Annotated in this window: 16 protein-coding genes; 13 read left to right on the forward strand and 3 right to left on the reverse strand. The window is 43.5% G+C overall.

Annotated features, from left to right (window positions below; all coding sequences use genetic code 11):
- Positions 1-40: 40 nt before the first annotated feature.
- Complete coding sequence (locus tag BM090_RS10125; RefSeq protein ID WP_091511890.1) at positions 41-802, reverse strand: SDR family NAD(P)-dependent oxidoreductase; 762 nt, start codon at positions 800-802, stop codon at positions 41-43.
- 410 nt (positions 803-1,212) lie between these two features.
- On the opposite strand from BM090_RS10125, the gene BM090_RS10130 reads away from it, so the two are divergent.
- From BM090_RS10130 to BM090_RS10175, 11 genes are all read left to right on the forward strand, one after another.
- The gene (locus BM090_RS10130; RefSeq protein WP_091511894.1) at positions 1,213-1,974 is read left to right on the forward strand and encodes an MBL fold metallo-hydrolase; all 762 of its coding nucleotides are present in this window, start codon (positions 1,213-1,215) and stop codon (positions 1,972-1,974) included.
- Between the two features lie 32 nt (positions 1,975-2,006).
- Positions 2,007-2,600, forward strand: a complete 594-nt coding sequence (locus tag BM090_RS10135; protein WP_091511898.1) for a Crp/Fnr family transcriptional regulator — start codon at positions 2,007-2,009, stop codon at positions 2,598-2,600.
- Positions 2,601-2,891: 291 nt separating this feature from the next.
- Positions 2,892-3,341 carry a DUF6691 family protein gene (locus tag BM090_RS10140; RefSeq protein WP_091511901.1) on the forward strand — a complete coding sequence of 150 codons (450 nt, stop codon included), beginning with the start codon at positions 2,892-2,894 and terminating at the stop codon, positions 3,339-3,341.
- 28 nt (positions 3,342-3,369) lie between these two features.
- Positions 3,370-4,089, forward strand: a complete 720-nt coding sequence (locus BM090_RS10145) for an SAM-dependent methyltransferase (RefSeq protein ID WP_091511905.1) — start codon at positions 3,370-3,372, stop codon at positions 4,087-4,089.
- 210 nt (positions 4,090-4,299) lie between these two features.
- A complete protein-coding gene (gene trpB / locus BM090_RS10150) occupies positions 4,300-5,499 on the forward strand; it encodes a tryptophan synthase subunit beta (RefSeq protein WP_091511909.1) in 1,200 nt (399 codons plus the stop codon).
- Between the two features lie 9 nt (positions 5,500-5,508).
- Complete coding sequence (gene trpA, locus BM090_RS10155; RefSeq protein WP_091511912.1) at positions 5,509-6,294, forward strand: tryptophan synthase subunit alpha; 786 nt, start codon at positions 5,509-5,511, stop codon at positions 6,292-6,294.
- Positions 6,295-6,332: 38 nt separating this feature from the next.
- Positions 6,333-6,482: a hypothetical protein gene (locus BM090_RS18370; RefSeq protein WP_177199903.1), complete on the forward strand. Its 150-nt coding sequence runs from the start codon at positions 6,333-6,335 to the stop codon at positions 6,480-6,482.
- A 546-nt stretch (positions 6,483-7,028) separates the two neighbouring features.
- The gene (locus BM090_RS10160; RefSeq protein ID WP_091511918.1) at positions 7,029-7,502 is read left to right on the forward strand and encodes a nucleoside deaminase; all 474 of its coding nucleotides are present in this window, start codon (positions 7,029-7,031) and stop codon (positions 7,500-7,502) included.
- 286 nt (positions 7,503-7,788) lie between these two features.
- Positions 7,789-8,349 carry a hypothetical protein gene (locus BM090_RS10165; protein WP_091511922.1) on the forward strand — a complete coding sequence of 187 codons (561 nt, stop codon included), beginning with the start codon at positions 7,789-7,791 and terminating at the stop codon, positions 8,347-8,349.
- Positions 8,350-8,451: 102 nt separating this feature from the next.
- On the forward strand, positions 8,452-9,021 hold the full coding sequence (locus tag BM090_RS10170) for a hypothetical protein (protein ID WP_091511925.1): 570 nt from the start codon (positions 8,452-8,454) through the stop codon (positions 9,019-9,021).
- Between the two features lie 227 nt (positions 9,022-9,248).
- Positions 9,249-10,346 (forward strand): beta-alanine-activating enzyme beta-propeller domain-containing protein, encoded by a 1,098-nt coding sequence (locus BM090_RS10175; RefSeq protein WP_091511929.1) that lies wholly within the window; start codon positions 9,249-9,251, stop codon positions 10,344-10,346.
- 282 nt (positions 10,347-10,628) lie between these two features.
- On the opposite strand, the gene BM090_RS10185 is transcribed toward BM090_RS10175, so the two are convergent.
- Entirely contained in the window at positions 10,629-12,086 is a 1,458-nt protein-coding gene (locus tag BM090_RS10185; RefSeq protein WP_091511935.1) for an NADP-dependent isocitrate dehydrogenase, read from the reverse strand.
- Positions 12,087-12,468: 382 nt separating this feature from the next.
- On the opposite strand from BM090_RS10185, the gene BM090_RS10190 reads away from it, so the two are divergent.
- Both BM090_RS10190 and BM090_RS10195 read left to right on the forward strand, forming a co-directional pair.
- Positions 12,469-12,807, forward strand: coding sequence for a hypothetical protein (locus BM090_RS10190; protein WP_143083942.1), 339 nt, complete (start codon positions 12,469-12,471; stop codon positions 12,805-12,807).
- A gap of 280 nt (positions 12,808-13,087) precedes the next feature.
- On the forward strand, positions 13,088-13,309 hold the full coding sequence (locus tag BM090_RS10195) for a hypothetical protein (protein WP_091511943.1): 222 nt from the start codon (positions 13,088-13,090) through the stop codon (positions 13,307-13,309).
- A gap of 91 nt (positions 13,310-13,400) precedes the next feature.
- On the opposite strand, the gene BM090_RS10200 is transcribed toward BM090_RS10195, so the two are convergent.
- On the reverse strand, positions 13,401-15,821 hold the full coding sequence (locus tag BM090_RS10200; protein ID WP_221405377.1) for a penicillin-binding protein 1A: 2,421 nt from the start codon (positions 15,819-15,821) through the stop codon (positions 13,401-13,403).
- Positions 15,822-15,893 lie beyond the last annotated feature (72 nt).

Consider the following 15,893-nt stretch of genomic DNA (forward strand, 5'->3'; position numbering starts at 1 on the left):
GATTCAGTATCAATCATTTACCCCAAAAAGGAATTGTTATTTACTGACGCTTCACGATGGTCGCACTGGCTTGCGCCGTCGGCAACAGCAACATATCGGCAACCACCACGTGCGCGGGTCTGGTTACGGCATACAAAATCGCGTCGGCTACATCGGCAGCCGAAAGCGGCGTAAGTCCTTTATAAACAGCGTCGGCGCGTGCCTCATCGCCTTTGAAGCGCACCAACGAAAATTCCGTTTCGACCATACCAGGGTCTATGGCCGTTACTTTGATGCCGTAAGGGTTGAGGTCTTGGCGCATTCCTTCCGTAAGCGAAGCTACCGCACTTTTGGAAGCACAATACACGTTGCCGTTCGGGTAGGCTGCACGCCCCGCAATCGAACCAATATTGACAATATGTCCGCTTTGGCGGTTTACCATTGTCGGAATGATGGATTTGCTCACGTATAACAATCCTCGCACGTTAATATCTAACATCGCGTCCCAGTCGTCCAAGTCGCCGTCCTGAATAGGCGAAAGTCCGTGTGCATTTCCTGCATTATTTATCAGAATATCAATGTTTTGCCAAGCCTCTGGAAGCGATTCAAAGGCTTTTGTTACTTCGGCACGGTCGCGCACATCAAAACAAAGCGTTTGTACTTGCACTTGCTGCGAAAGCTCTTGTTTGATGCTTTGCAGACGGTTGGCGCGACGGCCACACAAAATAAGGTTGATGCCCTGCGCGGCAAATGCTTGCGCCGTAGCCAAGCCAATGCCCGAAGTTGCTCCCGTAATGACGGCGATACGTTGCGATTGATTCATAGCTGAAATAATAGAATATTTAAAATATCGTTTGAGAAAACAGTACAAAAATAAAAGAACAGAAACAAGATAATTTACTTTCAAATAATGTAATTATCAATTAGTTAATCAAACAAAAACATTGATTTTTATCAAAAATATTAGCCCTGCAAAATCACTATTTCCGTTCCAGACCTCAATATTAAACAAATTGTGGTAAAAATCAGGTCAAAGAAAGTTGCGGGAATTATTCTATGTGTGTTTAGTGTTTTGTCAGAGTATTGAATTTTAACAATAAATCAATCAAATATTCAATCTTGGTGAATTAATCAATCCATAAGAACCTAAATATTGAAATTCTATTTTTTTGTAAAAACGCTTTTATTCATCTTTGTTGCGGTAGCCGTCATAAAGCTGCCATGTAATGCGCCATGAAAATTACTTTTTTAGGAACAGGCACTTCGCAAGGCGTACCCGTGATTGCTTGCCACTGTCCTGTTTGTACTTCGCTGGATTTCAGAGATAAACGCCTTCGCACGTCGGTCATGATAGAGACGCAAGGCAAAAATTTTGTGATAGATACCGGCCCAGATTTTCGCCAACAAATGTTGCGCGAACGTGTCGGGCAGCTTGATGCCGTGCTTTTTACGCACGAACACAAAGACCATACCGCAGGCCTCGACGAGGTGCGTGCCTATAATTTCAAACAACAAATGGACATGCCCGTTTATGCGCACCCGCGCGTAGTGGCGCAGCTCAAACGCGAATTTGCCTACATTTTTGCGGAAGAAAAATACCCTGGTATTCCTAAAATTACTGTTCAAGAAATTGACAATCAGCCATTTTTGGCGGAAGGCGTGCCGTTTATGCCCATACAAGTAATGCACTACCGTTTGCCTGTGTTTGGGTTTCGGGTCGAGAATTTTACTTACATCACCGACGCGAACTATATCGCCCCTGCCGAAATGGACAAAATCAGGGGTTCGGAAGTGGTCGTGCTCAATGGTTTGCAGGCCGAGCCACATATTTCGCATTTTACGTTGGCGCAGGCCATCGAGGTACTGGAAGAACTTCAGCCCAAAGTGGCCTATCTCACACACATTAGCCACCGATTAGGCCGCCATGCCGACGTAGAAAAACACTTGCCTTCGTTTATCAAATTAGCTTACGACGGCTTACAGTTATCTTTGTAATAAATTGATTATTAGCCACTAATTATTGTTGTATGTTTACCCCAAACCAGCAAATAATTCTTGACAACGTGATGCGACACATCTTGCTGAGCGAAGACGAAAAGCAGTTTTTTGTGTCGTTGCTTCGCGAAAAAAAGGTGCGTAAAAAGCAGTTTATTCTGGAAGCTGGCGAAATGTCCAACGATTCTATTTTCGTTTGTAGCGGTTGTTTGCGGGGGTTCAGTGCCAACAAAAATGGTTTTGAACATATTCTGGCTTTTGCTCCGCCTAATTGGTGGATTGCCGACCTTTACAGTAACATTATGCACCAACCAGCCTCTTTGTACATTGAGGCCATCGAGGAAACGCAAGTGTTGCTTTTGAGCATTCAAGACAAAGAACATTTGTACCTGAAAGTGCCCGCATTTGAGCGTTTTTTTAGAATTATCGCCGAAAAATCGTTGGCGGCACATCAGCAACGTTTGTTGGACAGCCTCAGCCTGAACGCCGAAGAGCGTTATGCGCGTTTTTGTCAGCGTTACCCGATGCTCATCGACCATTTGCCCCAAAAATATATTGCGGCTTATATTGGCGTTACGCCCGAATTTTTCAGCACCATGCGCAGCCGACTATTAAGAGCCAAATAATTGATTTACAAAACATTATACAAGTGATATTATTTAAAGGCTATTAGAAAAAGTTTACCTAAGATACCACACCTACGGTGTTGCAATTTTTGTGGCACCGTCTTATACTACTAATATTTCAATCCTAACGGATTTTTCACTACACAAAGCCATTCGGCTTGGCATCTTGGTAGTTTTTAGAACGGCTTCTTTCCCAAAAACGCCATAGGCGTGAAATCTTAATTTCCTATAGCACTATAAATAATTTTGCATCCTCCTTATCTTTGTATTTTTTAATTCAACAAGACACTGATGTCTGAAACTCAAAAAACTAAATCTTCTTCCATTTGGCTTGGCCAATTGCGTTATGTGGTGGTCGGGATGCTATTCGGGATTGTTTTCATTAAAGCCGAAATCGCCTCTTGGTACAGAATCCAAGAAATGTTTCGTTTCCAATCGTTTCACATGTACGGCGTGATTGGTAGTGCGGTGGCCGTTGCGATGCTTTCGCTGTGGCTGATTCGTAAATTTGATATTCGGAGCATGAGCGGCGAAAAAATCACGGTTGCGCCCAAAGAATGGAGCATTGGCCAAGTGTATGGCGGCTTGTTTTTTGGTTGCGGCTGGGCTATTACGGGAGCGTGCCCTGGCCCTTTGTACGCACAAATTGGCGCGGGTTCGGTGGCTACGATTGTAACACTGCTTAGCGCGATACTGGGCACTTGGACGTACGGTTATTTTCGCGACCGTCTGCCACATTAATTTTATTTCTTTGATTTGATAAACCGAAATGTCTGAAGCTATTTTATATCTGATTCCCACCACGCTGGCCGACCAAACCGCCGCGCAAGTACTTTCCCCGCAGGTGCTGGACGTAGTGGCCAATACCGATTGTTTTTTGGTGGAAAATTTGCGCACGGCGCGTCGCTTTATTTCAGGCCTCAAGCTGGGAAAAGTAATTGACAGCCTGCATTTTCAGGAGCTACATAAAGACACGCCCGACGAAGATTGGCAACCCTTTGCACACCAAAAAATGTTGCAAGAAGGCCAAAATATTGGCATAATTTCCGAAGCTGGTTGCCCCGGTGTGGCCGACCCAGGCGCGAAGGCGGTGGCGTGGGCGCATCGCAACGGCCTGCGCGTAGTGCCTTTGGTGGGGCCTTCGTCTATTTTGTTAGCTTTGATGGGTTCGGGTTTTAATGGCCAATCGTTTTGTTTTCATGGCTATTTACCCATCGAAGCGCAGGCGCGCGCCAAATTCATTAAGCAAATGGAAAAAGAAATGGTACAGACAGGCCGCACGCAATTGTTTATGGAAACGCCTTACCGCAACAAAAAATTGTTGGAAGACGTGTTACAGCAGGCCAGCCCGAATACGTTGTTGTCGGTGGCGGCGGGCATTACGTCCGAACAAGAAATTATTCAGACCAAAACCGTAGCGCAATGGCGCAAAACAACGCTAAACATTGACAAAATTCCTGCGATATTTTCGTTTGGGAAAACAGTGTAGTGGTTAGAAATCTTTTTCATCATAAACTTTTAGCCGCCCATCAAGCGGCTTTTATTTTTGCCCTGCACATTGATTTTTGCGGCAGCTTTAGCCATATTGCCAAAACATTGACCAATATTTTCAAAACCTAATGGCTCAACAGAGCTTTGTTTGTTATATTTTCAATTGAAATACTAAAACTTTTATTTACGTCATTTACATACAAGTATTATGAACCCATCATCTGATTATTTGGTAGATAAAAGAGGCTATTACGGCGAGTTTGGCGGCGCATTTATTCCCGAAATGCTTTTCCCTAACGTGGAAGAGTTGCGCCAAAACTACCTGAGCATCATCGCTGAGCCGAGTTTTAAAGCCGAATTTGAGGCGTTACTTACCGACTACGTGGGCCGGCCTACGCCTTTGTATTTTGCCAAACGTCTTTCCGAAAAATATGGCGCACAGATTTATCTCAAGCGCGAAGACCTTTGCCACACAGGCGCACATAAAGTAAACAACACGATTGGGCAAATATTGGTAGCTCGCAAACTGGGCAAACAACGCATCGTAGCCGAAACAGGCGCAGGACAACACGGCGTGGCAACGGCCACCGTCTGCGCACTGATGGGTATGGAATGTATTGTGTATATGGGTGAGTTGGATATTGCACGCCAAAAGCCTAATGTGGACAGAATGAAGATGTTAGGCGCGAAAGTTGTACCCGCTACATCGGGCAGCCGCACGCTCAAAGATGCCACCAACGAGGCCATGCGCCATTGGATTAACAACCCCACAGACACGCATTATATTATTGGGTCGGTGGTCGGGCCGCACCCGTACCCCGACATGGTGGCGCGTTTTCAGTCGGTTATTTCTGCCGAAATACGCCAGCAACTCTCCGAAAAAACAGGTTCGCCCCTCCCCGACTACGTAGTCGCTTGTGTGGGCGGCGGTAGCAATGCGGCAGGTGCGTTTTATCATTTCGTGGACGATGTCAGCGTAAAATTAGTGGCCGTAGAAGCCGCAGGACAAGGCGTAAGCTCTGGCCATTCTGCCGCTACCACGGCACTGGGCAAAGTGGGCGTGTTGCATGGCAGCAAATCCATTTTGATGCAAACAGCTGACGGACAAGTAATTGAGCCTTATTCTATTTCGGCAGGCCTCGACTACCCCGGCATTGGCCCCATGCACGCGCATTTGTTCGCCTCTGGGCGCGGAACGTTTTTGTCGGCAACCGATGCGCAGGCCTTGGCCGCAGGCTTTGAGCTTTGCAAACTCGAAGGCATTATTCCAGCGTTAGAATCGGCGCACGCGCTGGCCGCTTTGCCGATGCTCGGCGCGACAGCCAACCAAACCGTTGTCGTGAATCTTTCGGGGCGCGGCGACAAAGATTTGGCGACTTATTCGGCTCATTTACCCAATCAAGACTAACCCTTTGCCATGCTCACAACGACACGATTAAAATCGCTTTTTTCCGATAAAAAAAACAATCTCCTTTCCGTATATTTTACGGCTGGGTTCCCACAACTCACTGACACACTGCCCATTTTGGAAGCACTGGAAGCGGCAGGCGCAGACATCGTGGAAATAGGAATGCCTTATTCTGACCCCGTAGCAGACGGCGAAACCATTCAGCAAAGCAACGGCACGGCTTTAGACAACGGCATGAGTGTAGCCTTGCTTTTTGAGCAATTGGCCGCCATGCGCCAAACTGTGACGCTGCCCGTGTTGCTGATGGGTTATATCAATCCTGTATTGCAATTTGGGATAGAAAAATTTTGTGCGCAATGCCAAGCCGTCGGGGTGGACGGACTCATTTTGCCCGATTTGCCGTTGCAGGTGTACGAAGAAGAATACAAGGCTATTTTTGAAAAATACGGCCTTTGCAATGTGTTTTTGATTACGCCCCAAACCTCCGAGCAGCGTATTCAGCTCATCGACCAATTGTCTGATTCGTTCGTCTATATGGTTTCGTCGGCGAGCGTAACAGGCACAAAAACAGGCATTAGCCACGAACAAGAACATTATTTTGAACGTATTGAGGTCATGCAGTTGCGCAACCCGCGTTTGATTGGTTTCGGGATTTCTAATCACGAAACTTTCGCGACAGCCAGCCGCCATGCCAACGGCGCGATTATTGGGAGTGCGTTTATCAAACTTTTGCAAAAACATGGCGCATCTGCCGAGGCTATCAAGACTTTTGTAAAAGAAATAAAAGGATTATAGTTTTGTAATAAATTGAATCTGAAAGAGGCATTATGTTAGTGAAAAAGAGATATCACGCCTACGGCGTTCTTCTTGATGCTAAAATAACATTCTACAAAGATGACAAGCCTAAAGGCTTTGAGTTGCACAAAACTGCCAGTATTGAAATTTTGGCAAAAATTAACGGCGGAAATATTTTTGAGCTATAAAAAATCCATTAGGATTGGAATATTGGCAAAAATTAACGTAACAAAAAGGCTAAAGGCTTTGAGTTGCGCAAAACCGCCAGTATCGGAATATTAGCAACACTAACGAGGCAAAAAGATTTTGAGCTATAAAAATCCGTTAGGATTGAAATATTGGCAAAAATTAACGTAACAAAAAGGCTAAAGGCTTTGAGTTGCGCAAAACCGCCAGTATCGGAATATTAGCAACACTAACGAGGCAAAAAGATTTTGAGCTATAAAAATCCGTTAGGATTGAAATATTGGCAAAAATTAACGTAACAAAAAGGCTAAAGGCTTTGAGTTGCGCAAAACCGCCAGTATCGGAATATTAGCAACACTAACGAGGCAAAAAGATTTTGAGCTATAAAAAATCCTTTAGGATTGAAATATTGGTAGCAGCAAGCCCGATACGATGCGTTTGGAACGCTGTTAGGCGTGACATCTGAAACATCGGTTGGGCAAATGACCAAACCTCATCTCTAAGGTTTAATTTTATTGAAATAAACTTCTAATTATCAATAATTTAGAATGAAAAAAGACTTAGCATTTATGAATGAAGCCGTCGCCCAATCCCTGAAGGGAATGTTGGCAGGCGAAGGCGGCCCGTTTGGGGCAGTGGTGGTAAAAGATGGCCAAATCGTGGGGCGTGGCAACAACCGCGTAACCTCCAGCAACGACCCCACCGCACACGCTGAAGTAGAGGCGATTCGGGACGCATGCCGTAACCTCAACACCTTTCAGCTCGACGGCTGTGTACTTTATACGTCCTGCGAACCTTGCCCCATGTGTTTGGGCGCGATTTATTGGGCCAGACCCGACAAAGTATATTACGCCAACACGCGCGAAGACGCCGCCGACATTGGTTTTGATGACAACATGATTTATGAAGAACTCAATGTGCCGATGAGTGGCCGCCGCATTCCGTTTGCACAAATTGGCAGGGAATTTGCTATGGATGTGTTCAGGCAATGGACAGAGAAAACCAATAAAATTCAATATTAAAATTACGTGTAGCGACCCAAAAATACGCCTGCAATACATAGAAACAATGTATTGTTAAGCAAAAATATTTTATCTTTCAACCAAACACAACGCATTGAAAATCATACAATTTATTATGTAGAAGTTGCAGTGTACAAAGGAAAGAATAAAACATTACACAACATTTGTACTGGTACATGAGTTATATTACCAATAAAGCAAAAAAAACTTGCTTATTCAATAGTTTTCATATCTTTGCCAAGCATTTAGAAAATTTTTCTTTCACACTAAAAACGTTAAAAAAACAATGAAAAAGTTCGCAATTTATGCCTTCGCTCTTTTCGCTTCTGCAACAACTCTTACAAGCTGCGGCGATGACGATGAAACTACACCAAAAGTAGCTACCAACCTTTACACAGCTAAAATCGTAGGTGCACAAACAGCAACAGCAGGCTCATTCCTTTCTACATCAAAAGGAGAAGTATATTTGACAAGCGATTCGGCAAACTTCACTGCAAACAAAGTAGATGTTAGCTTTGCACAAATCGGCGGAGACTTTACTCCTACTTTTATTTCTCTTGATTCAAGAGCAGGAAAAGGCTTGACTAAAGTTGTAACTAACACAGCTACTACTTATTTCCGTGAAAGTACTTTGACTAAAGCTCAATTTGATACAGCTGCTGCTTATATCAAAGGCATTACTTCATCTGCTTCTAAAACTCAGTCAGTAGCACAAGGTAAAGTATATGAAGTAGTTTCTAGTGTAGGTGGTACTACTACAAAAGCATTGCTTTATGTATCTAACTTGACTACAACAAGTTCTAACACTACAGGTTCTGTTACTGTTGATGTTAAGACTGTAAAATAATCTGAATTAAATTTCAGTTATGACATATAAAAAAGCCGCGTTGCCGTTGGGTAGCGCGGCTTTTTTTATTATAATTGCAATGTTTAATCCTAATATAAAACAATGAAAAAAACATTACTGTACGCCCTTTTCTGTACGATGGGCTTGGCTGCCACCTCCTGCGGTGATGATGCTACTCCCGAACCAACACTCAATCCTGCTGATACTTTAGGAAGGATTAGTTACGACATCACTTTGGGTAAAAAAGCACCCCAAACAGGGAATTTTTTGTCTATTAAGAACGGGATTGCTTATAAAGCAGCCGATTCGACCAGTTTCGTTGAGAATAAAGTAAATTTATGCTTTGATACTGATGGTTATGGATTCCCGTATTTTGTTTCGCTTGATTCACGATTTAATAACAATACAGCCACATACTTCAACTTAAGCAAACTCACCGCTAAGCAGTTTAATAACGTTTCGACCAATTATCTCCGCAAGTTAAAACCATCGCAAGACAAACATCAGACACTTCTATCCTCGGGAAATGGCTCGTTTGTTTTGGAGGTTGTTTCGGTTTCGGGAACCGATACAACCAAAGCACTTGTACAGGTACTCATGGTATTTGGTGCGATTCAGTTCGGCGATACGACCAACGCTGGTAAGGCAATATTAAAAATAAAGACGTATTAGCAATAAAATATGGACTACACCAGAAGCCACCACAAAAGCCGCGTTGCCGTTGGGTAATGCGGCTTTTGTATTTAGGAAAGTTACGATTGTAAAGAATGTTATTTTTTGTGAGTATTGTTTTTGATAAAAATGATTTAGCTTTCATAAAAAAATGGGCTGTATCATAGTATAGGTTTGGTATTTTTTATATAATTACAGCAAAATTACCAAACCATATATAAATACTTATGAAAAAGACCTATAAGTCCTTGTTGTCGTTGGCTTGCTCGGTAGTATTGGCAGGCACGGCCATGGCTACACCACCTTCCAACCTTAGTAGAGTTTTGTGGAAATACAAAACCAAAGCCGCTATTCACGCTTCGCCATTGGTGGCTGAAGGAGTGGTATATGTCGGCGGCTTGGATAGCACTTTGTATGCTGTGGATACAGCAGGCCGCGAAGTGTTCAAATTCCGCACAGCTGGCGCGATTTACTCTAAACCAGCTGTTTTAAATGGCGTTGTTTTCGTAGAAAGCAACGACGGGTATTTGTATGCCCTCGACAAAGCGGGAAAACAAAAATGGAAATCGCGTATCGGCGAAAAAGGCCATTTGCATTATTATGACTATTGGGACTTTTATCATTCTTCACCGCTCGTACACGACGGCTTAGTATATGTGGGCAGTGGCGATGGCCATTTGTACGCATTTGAGGCCACCACAGGCAAGGAAAAATGGAAATTCAAAACAGGTAGCGTAGTGCGTTCGTCTCCAAAATTGCACAACAACGCCATTTTCTTTGGTGGGTTTGATGGCACATTCTACGCCGTAGATGCCAAAACAGGTAAAGAAAAATGGAAATTCAAGACCAAAGGCGAAATCCAATCGTCGGCGGCATTCCATGGCGGTAACGTATATTTCGGTAGCCGCGACCACAACGTTTATGCCCTCGAAGCCGAAACAGGCAAATTCGTTTGGATTTACAGCAGCCCAGAATCTTGGATTGTTTCCACGCCTATCATCAACCACGACTTGGTAATCGTAGGCTCAGCAGATGCCAGCAAAGTGGTAGCCATTGATGCGGCATCAGGCAAAGAGAAATGGATGTTCAAAACCGAGAAAAATGTATTCTCTTCGATGGTTTACAGCGAAGGTGTGATTTATTTCGGGGAAGGCAATGCTTATAACTTAGCTGATGAGCCGTCGTTTGTGTATGCACTGGACGCAACTTCTGGCCAAGAAAAAGGCCGCGTAAAAGTAGGCGGACAAGTTTGGTCTTCGCCAATGGTATCTAATGGCGTGGTGTTCTTTGGCTCAAATGATGGCCATATTTACGCCGTAAAATAATTATTGTATTGAGAGAGTAGATGCCGCCGACATTGGTAGTTATCTACTCTTTTCTAAAATTTATAAAGATGCCACGCCCACAGGCGTTGGAAATAGCTGATATCGCCTTTACCCACAAAGATTACAATCCTAACGGATTTAATTTTCAGGACAATATCACAAAGGCTTTAAAAGTTTTTTTTCTCAAAAAAATAAAGTTTATTTCGATAAAACAGGCGAGGCGAAAAATTTTTTAAGTTTTTCGCCTCGCCTGTTTTATTTTCACTAAAAACAAATTCTCAATTACTCACCTTGTCCGAGTGAATAGCCTTTTACGCCATCGAACATATACAAGTTTTCCGTTTTGATAAAATCGAAACCAGCTTTTTGGATTCTGTCGAGCAAAGCCACAATTTCAGAATGTTTCACAGGTGCAACACCAGGATTTACTTCTGCTTTGTAGCGTGCGCGCCAGTGGCGAGTACAGAATGTTTCTGGCAAGCCGTCAGGCCATACCTTCACACCTCTGTTGCTCACAAGCGTAAGCGTAATGCCGTCGCCATTCAATTTAGATAAAGCGTTACCCAAATCGTTAGGAGAACCTTTATAGTCCAAGAACACGTCCACACCCATCAATTCTTTTTTCGCATCCACTTCTTTCGGAGGTGTAAGTTTAAAAGCGTGTTCCGCCTCCACAGAAGCCGAGTAATCAGCAGCTTTAAGGGTAGTTGGGCGTTGGCCTAAGCGTGCGATAACTGCATCGGCGAAAGCAGCACAACCCACTTTTTCTTTGCTAAAACCTTCTGTGTAAACGTCGCCTGTATGGATACCGTCTTCAAGGGTTTTAAGCCACGCATTTTGAATTTTTTCGGCAACGTCTGGCTGATTGATATGCACAAGCATCATAATCGCGCCGTTAAGCAAGCCCGAAGGGTTAGCGATGCCTTTACCCGCGATGTCTGGCGCAGAACCGTGAATCGCTTCAAACATAGCGCATTGATCGCCGATGTTTGATGAGCCACACAAACCAACAGAGCCAGCCACTTGCGCTGCAATGTCAGAAATAATGTCGCCGTATAGGTTAAGCGTTACGATTACGTCAAATTTTTCGGGAGTATCTGCCAAAAGAGCCGAGCCAATATCAATAATGCGGTGGTCTTTTTCGATTTCTGGATATTCTTCGCCAATTTCGTTGAACACTCTATGGAAAAGACCATCGGTCATTTTCATAATATTGTCTTTGGAGAAGCAAGTTACTTTTTTGCGGCCATAAGCGCGAGCGTATTCAAAAGCGTAGCGTACGATGCGTTCGCAGCCTGGGCGGCTAATCAATTTAAGACATTGTACTACATCTGGTGTTTGTTGGTGTTCGATACCAGCGTAAAGGTCTTCTTCGTTTTCGCGGACAATTACCAAGTCCATGTGGTGCTTAGAAGCAACGTAAGGCGTAAGGGTCTGTACTGGGCGAACGTTGGCATAAAGACCAAGTGCTTTGCGAGCCGTAACGTTCAAACTTTTATAACCGCCGCCTTGTGGCGTTGTAATCGGAGCTTTCAAAAACACTTTGTTGGTGCGGAGTGAATCCCAAGCTTCAGGTCTGATACCAGAGGAAACACCACTTTTATAAACTTTTTCACCAATTTCGATTACTTCTGTTTCAATACGTGCGCCTGCCGCTTCTAAGATTCTAAGAGTTGCCTCCATGATTTCGGGGCCAATGCCATCACCATAGGCCACCGTAATTTTACGTTTATCTGACATTTATATTGTTGTTTGGTAAGATAAAAATTATTTACTGTACGTTGTAATTTAGTGCTATAAGTTGAAATCTATGCCACACACAAACTACATTACACGCCAACGCTACCATATCCCAAGACAAAAAAGAGACACGCTCTCTCAAATGCAAACCTCCTTGTCGGGTTGGGAAAGATAAGGAATTTATATAAAATATATTTGTGTGTTTGCTTCACAAATTTTCCAAATAAATTGTTTGGCCTGAAATGACTAATCTCATTAAATCGCGATTTTTTGAGAAAAAATTTTTGTAGAAAGTATTTGAGCCACGACTTATTTTGAAAAAAACAAACCTACCAAAATACTTTCAGCATACAAGACACGTTCTAGAGATAGTTTACTGCGTATGATATTTTTAATAAAGCAATTTTCAACCTTAAAATTTAAAGAAACAATGAAAAAATTTGTTTTAATGCTTGCCCTTGCTGTGGCTTGCTCTTCTTCTATCGCTTACGCACAAAACGACGAAAAAAAACAAGAAGACCGTCCGAAAAAAGAACACGCTAAAAAAGATGGCGAAAAACCGAAAGATGGCAAAGCCCCCAAAGACGGAGAGAAACCAAAAGACGGTAAAGCCCCTAAAAATGGCGAGAAACCGAAAGACAGCAAACGTCCAAGCAAAAAAGATGGTGAAAAACCAAAAGATGGAGAGCAAAAGCCTGCTGAATCTACAGAGGCCAACTAATCCGCTCAATCTATTACAATCAATATAAAGCTATAAAACAACGACATGAGTCCATTATAATGGACTCATGTCGTTGTTTTATAGCATACAAATAAAAAAATCATACAGACCACTTCTCTCCTATTTGAATTGCTTCTGAATTTTGTTTTATGGCACGATTTTGGAATAAAACTACTACGCGGGCACTATTTCATACTAAAATCCGTTATATTTGAGGCGGACATCAGAATGTTGGTGGCCACTACAAACTAATTTTCAATATCTAAAATTTCTGAGAACCATGAAAAAAGTTGTTTTAATGCTTGCTTTGGTTGCTACTGTAGCTTCTGCTTATGCACTTGGCGGTGACGACAAGAAAAAAGAAACTAAAAAAGCTTGTTGTGCTTCTAAAGAAGCTAAAGCTTGCTCTGGTGAAAAATCAAAAGCTTGCCACGCTAAAAAAGAAGGCGAAGCTAAAGCTACTGAAGCTAAGCCAGCCGAAAAAGCTACTGAAGCAAAATAATTTTACCGCGTTAGTGAGTCCCTTCGCTAACCAAAAACGGCAATCTTTCTCACGAGAGATTGCCGTTTTCTTTTGATACTTGCGACATCTTTTAGGGTACTGCGATTTCGGTGGTAACCGCAGGAGTAGTCGCAGAATCCGTGCTTGTCGTATCCACTACTTTTTTAGGATATGGTGTCGGGCATTTATATTTCTGTCTGATTACAATGCCTGCTTTTTTCTCTGTCGGGAAAAAGCCTGGCTTGATACCCAACGATTTATCTTCATAAATTCTTTCCATGAAAAGCCCATAAATCGGCAAAGCTGTTTTTGAGCCTTCGCCTTGGCGCAACTCACGGAAGTGAATACTGCGCTCGTCCGCTCCTACCCACACGCCCGTAACCAAATTGTGCGTTACACCCATAAACCAACCATCAGACTGATTGGAAGAAGTACCCGTTTTGCCTGCCAACTCGTTGCCGCGCGTGATGTGATAGCCCCACAAACCTTGTGCAGTGCCGCCCGGTTCTTGCAAAGTACCTTTGAGCATATACACCATCAAAAAGGCCGTTTCGGGCGAAACTGCTTGCTTGGTATAGGCGTTAAACTGCTTGATTACGTTACCGTTGCGGTCTTCGATGCGGCTCACCATCATTGGGCGCGTCCACATGCCATTGTTCACAAACGAAGCGTAAGCCCCTACCATTTCGTACAAAGTTACGTCATTAGAGCCCAAGCCAATAGAAGGCGTAATACGCAATGGGCTACTAATACCTAGCTTTTGGGCATAATGGCGCACCACTGACGCACCGTACAAAATCTCAGGGAATGGCTCTAAATATTCTAATTTATGTAGCTCCTTCGTAATGGTGTCATGGTTCAAATCTGTTGGGAATTTAGCCCCTAACATTTCGGTCAGTTGTACGGCAATAGAGTTAATCGAACGCCCCATCGCATAGCGCAAGGTCATCATTCCTCCCGAATTACTACGCGCTGCGTTTTGTGGCGACCAGTCTATGGTTGTATCTGCGCCTGTTTTGTGGCTCTTTTCGCGGTATTGATACGAACGTCTTACGTCCTGAATCTTAAAACAAGGCGACTGGCCTTGGTCAATGGCAGCAGCATACACAAATGGTTTAAAAGTAGAACCAGGTTGGCGGCGCGATTGCTTCACGTGGTCATATTTGAAAAAATGGTAGTCAATGCCACCTTGCCACGCTTTAATATGTCCCGTGAATGGGTCGATGGTCATCAGACCTGCGTGCAAAATCCGTTTGTAATAGCGCAAAGAATCCATAGCACTCATTTCTACGGTATCGCCTTCGGGCTTAGACCAATTGAATACCACCATTTTATGCGGGCGATTCAGTACAGCATTGACCGAATCTAAATTGTTATCATAGCGTTTGACCAACATTTTGTAATACGGCGTTTTGGCCATTTGGTCTTCTATAAAGTGCGGGATTTCTTCCCAAGAATTACCTTTCGGACTTACCCACGGGTTGCGGCCTTTCCAATGGCGGTCAAACTTCTTTTGCAAGTCCTTCATGTGTTCGGCAATGGCTTCTTGAGCGTGCTGTTGCATACGCGAATCCACTGTTAAGTAAATTTTGAGGCCATCGGTATAAATATCCGCGTTATTACCTTCGCCCCAAGTTTTCAAAACACCCGTCAGATAGTTGCCATAATAGTCAAGAGGACCGTCAAAGTGGCCAGACTCCGTGATTTTGAGCGTAATCGGCAATTTGGTCAGCGAATCATAACTTTTCTGGCTTACAAAATTGTATTTGAGCATTTGCCCCAATACGGTATTGCGGCGGCGCATGGCATTTTCATAGTTTTTGCGTGGGTTGTAAGAAGTGGTGGCTTTGAGCATACCCACGAGCATGGCGGCTTCTTCCACGCGCAAGCTGTCGGGCGATGTATTGAAAAAAGTTTTGGCGGCAGCTTTTATCCCAAACGAATTACTTCCGAAGTCCACCGTATTAAGGTACATGGTCATTACTTCTTCTTTCGTGTAGGTATTTTCGAGCTTTACGGACGTAATCCACTCTTTTGTTTTGGCAATAATTGTACTCAAACCTTTGATATTGGCCAGCATACCTTGCGAGGCTTCCGTACGAATTTTATACAAGTTTTTGGCTAACTGTTGCGTAATGGTACTTCCTCCGCGATTGTCGCCTCTGAGAGCCGAATACAGCACAGAAACTAAAGCTTCGGGGTCTATGCCCGTATGTTCGTAGAAACGAATATCTTCGGTAGCTAACAATGCTTTTACGACAAATGGAGAAATTTTGTTGTATTCGACAGGTGTGCGGTTTTCTTTGAAATATTTGCCTACCAACTTGCCGTCGGCGGTATAAACTTCTGAAGGAATGTCAAATTTGGGGCGTTGCAAACTCTCCATGCTCGGCGAGCCTCCAAACAACCACAAAAAATTATGTTCGACAGCCTTGATATAGCCCACTACTCCAATCATTAAAAATATTGCTGCTTTCCACAAACGTCTTGCGTTACGTTGAGGTTTAGACATCTGCTTATATTTTTCACGCTTACTTTTTCGGTAAGCCACAAATTTGTCCCACAATTGCATAACAATACTTTT

It is taken from the genome of Flexibacter flexilis DSM 6793, assembly GCF_900112255.1.
In the GTDB taxonomy this organism is placed as follows: domain Bacteria; phylum Bacteroidota; class Bacteroidia; order Cytophagales; family Flexibacteraceae; genus Flexibacter; species Flexibacter flexilis.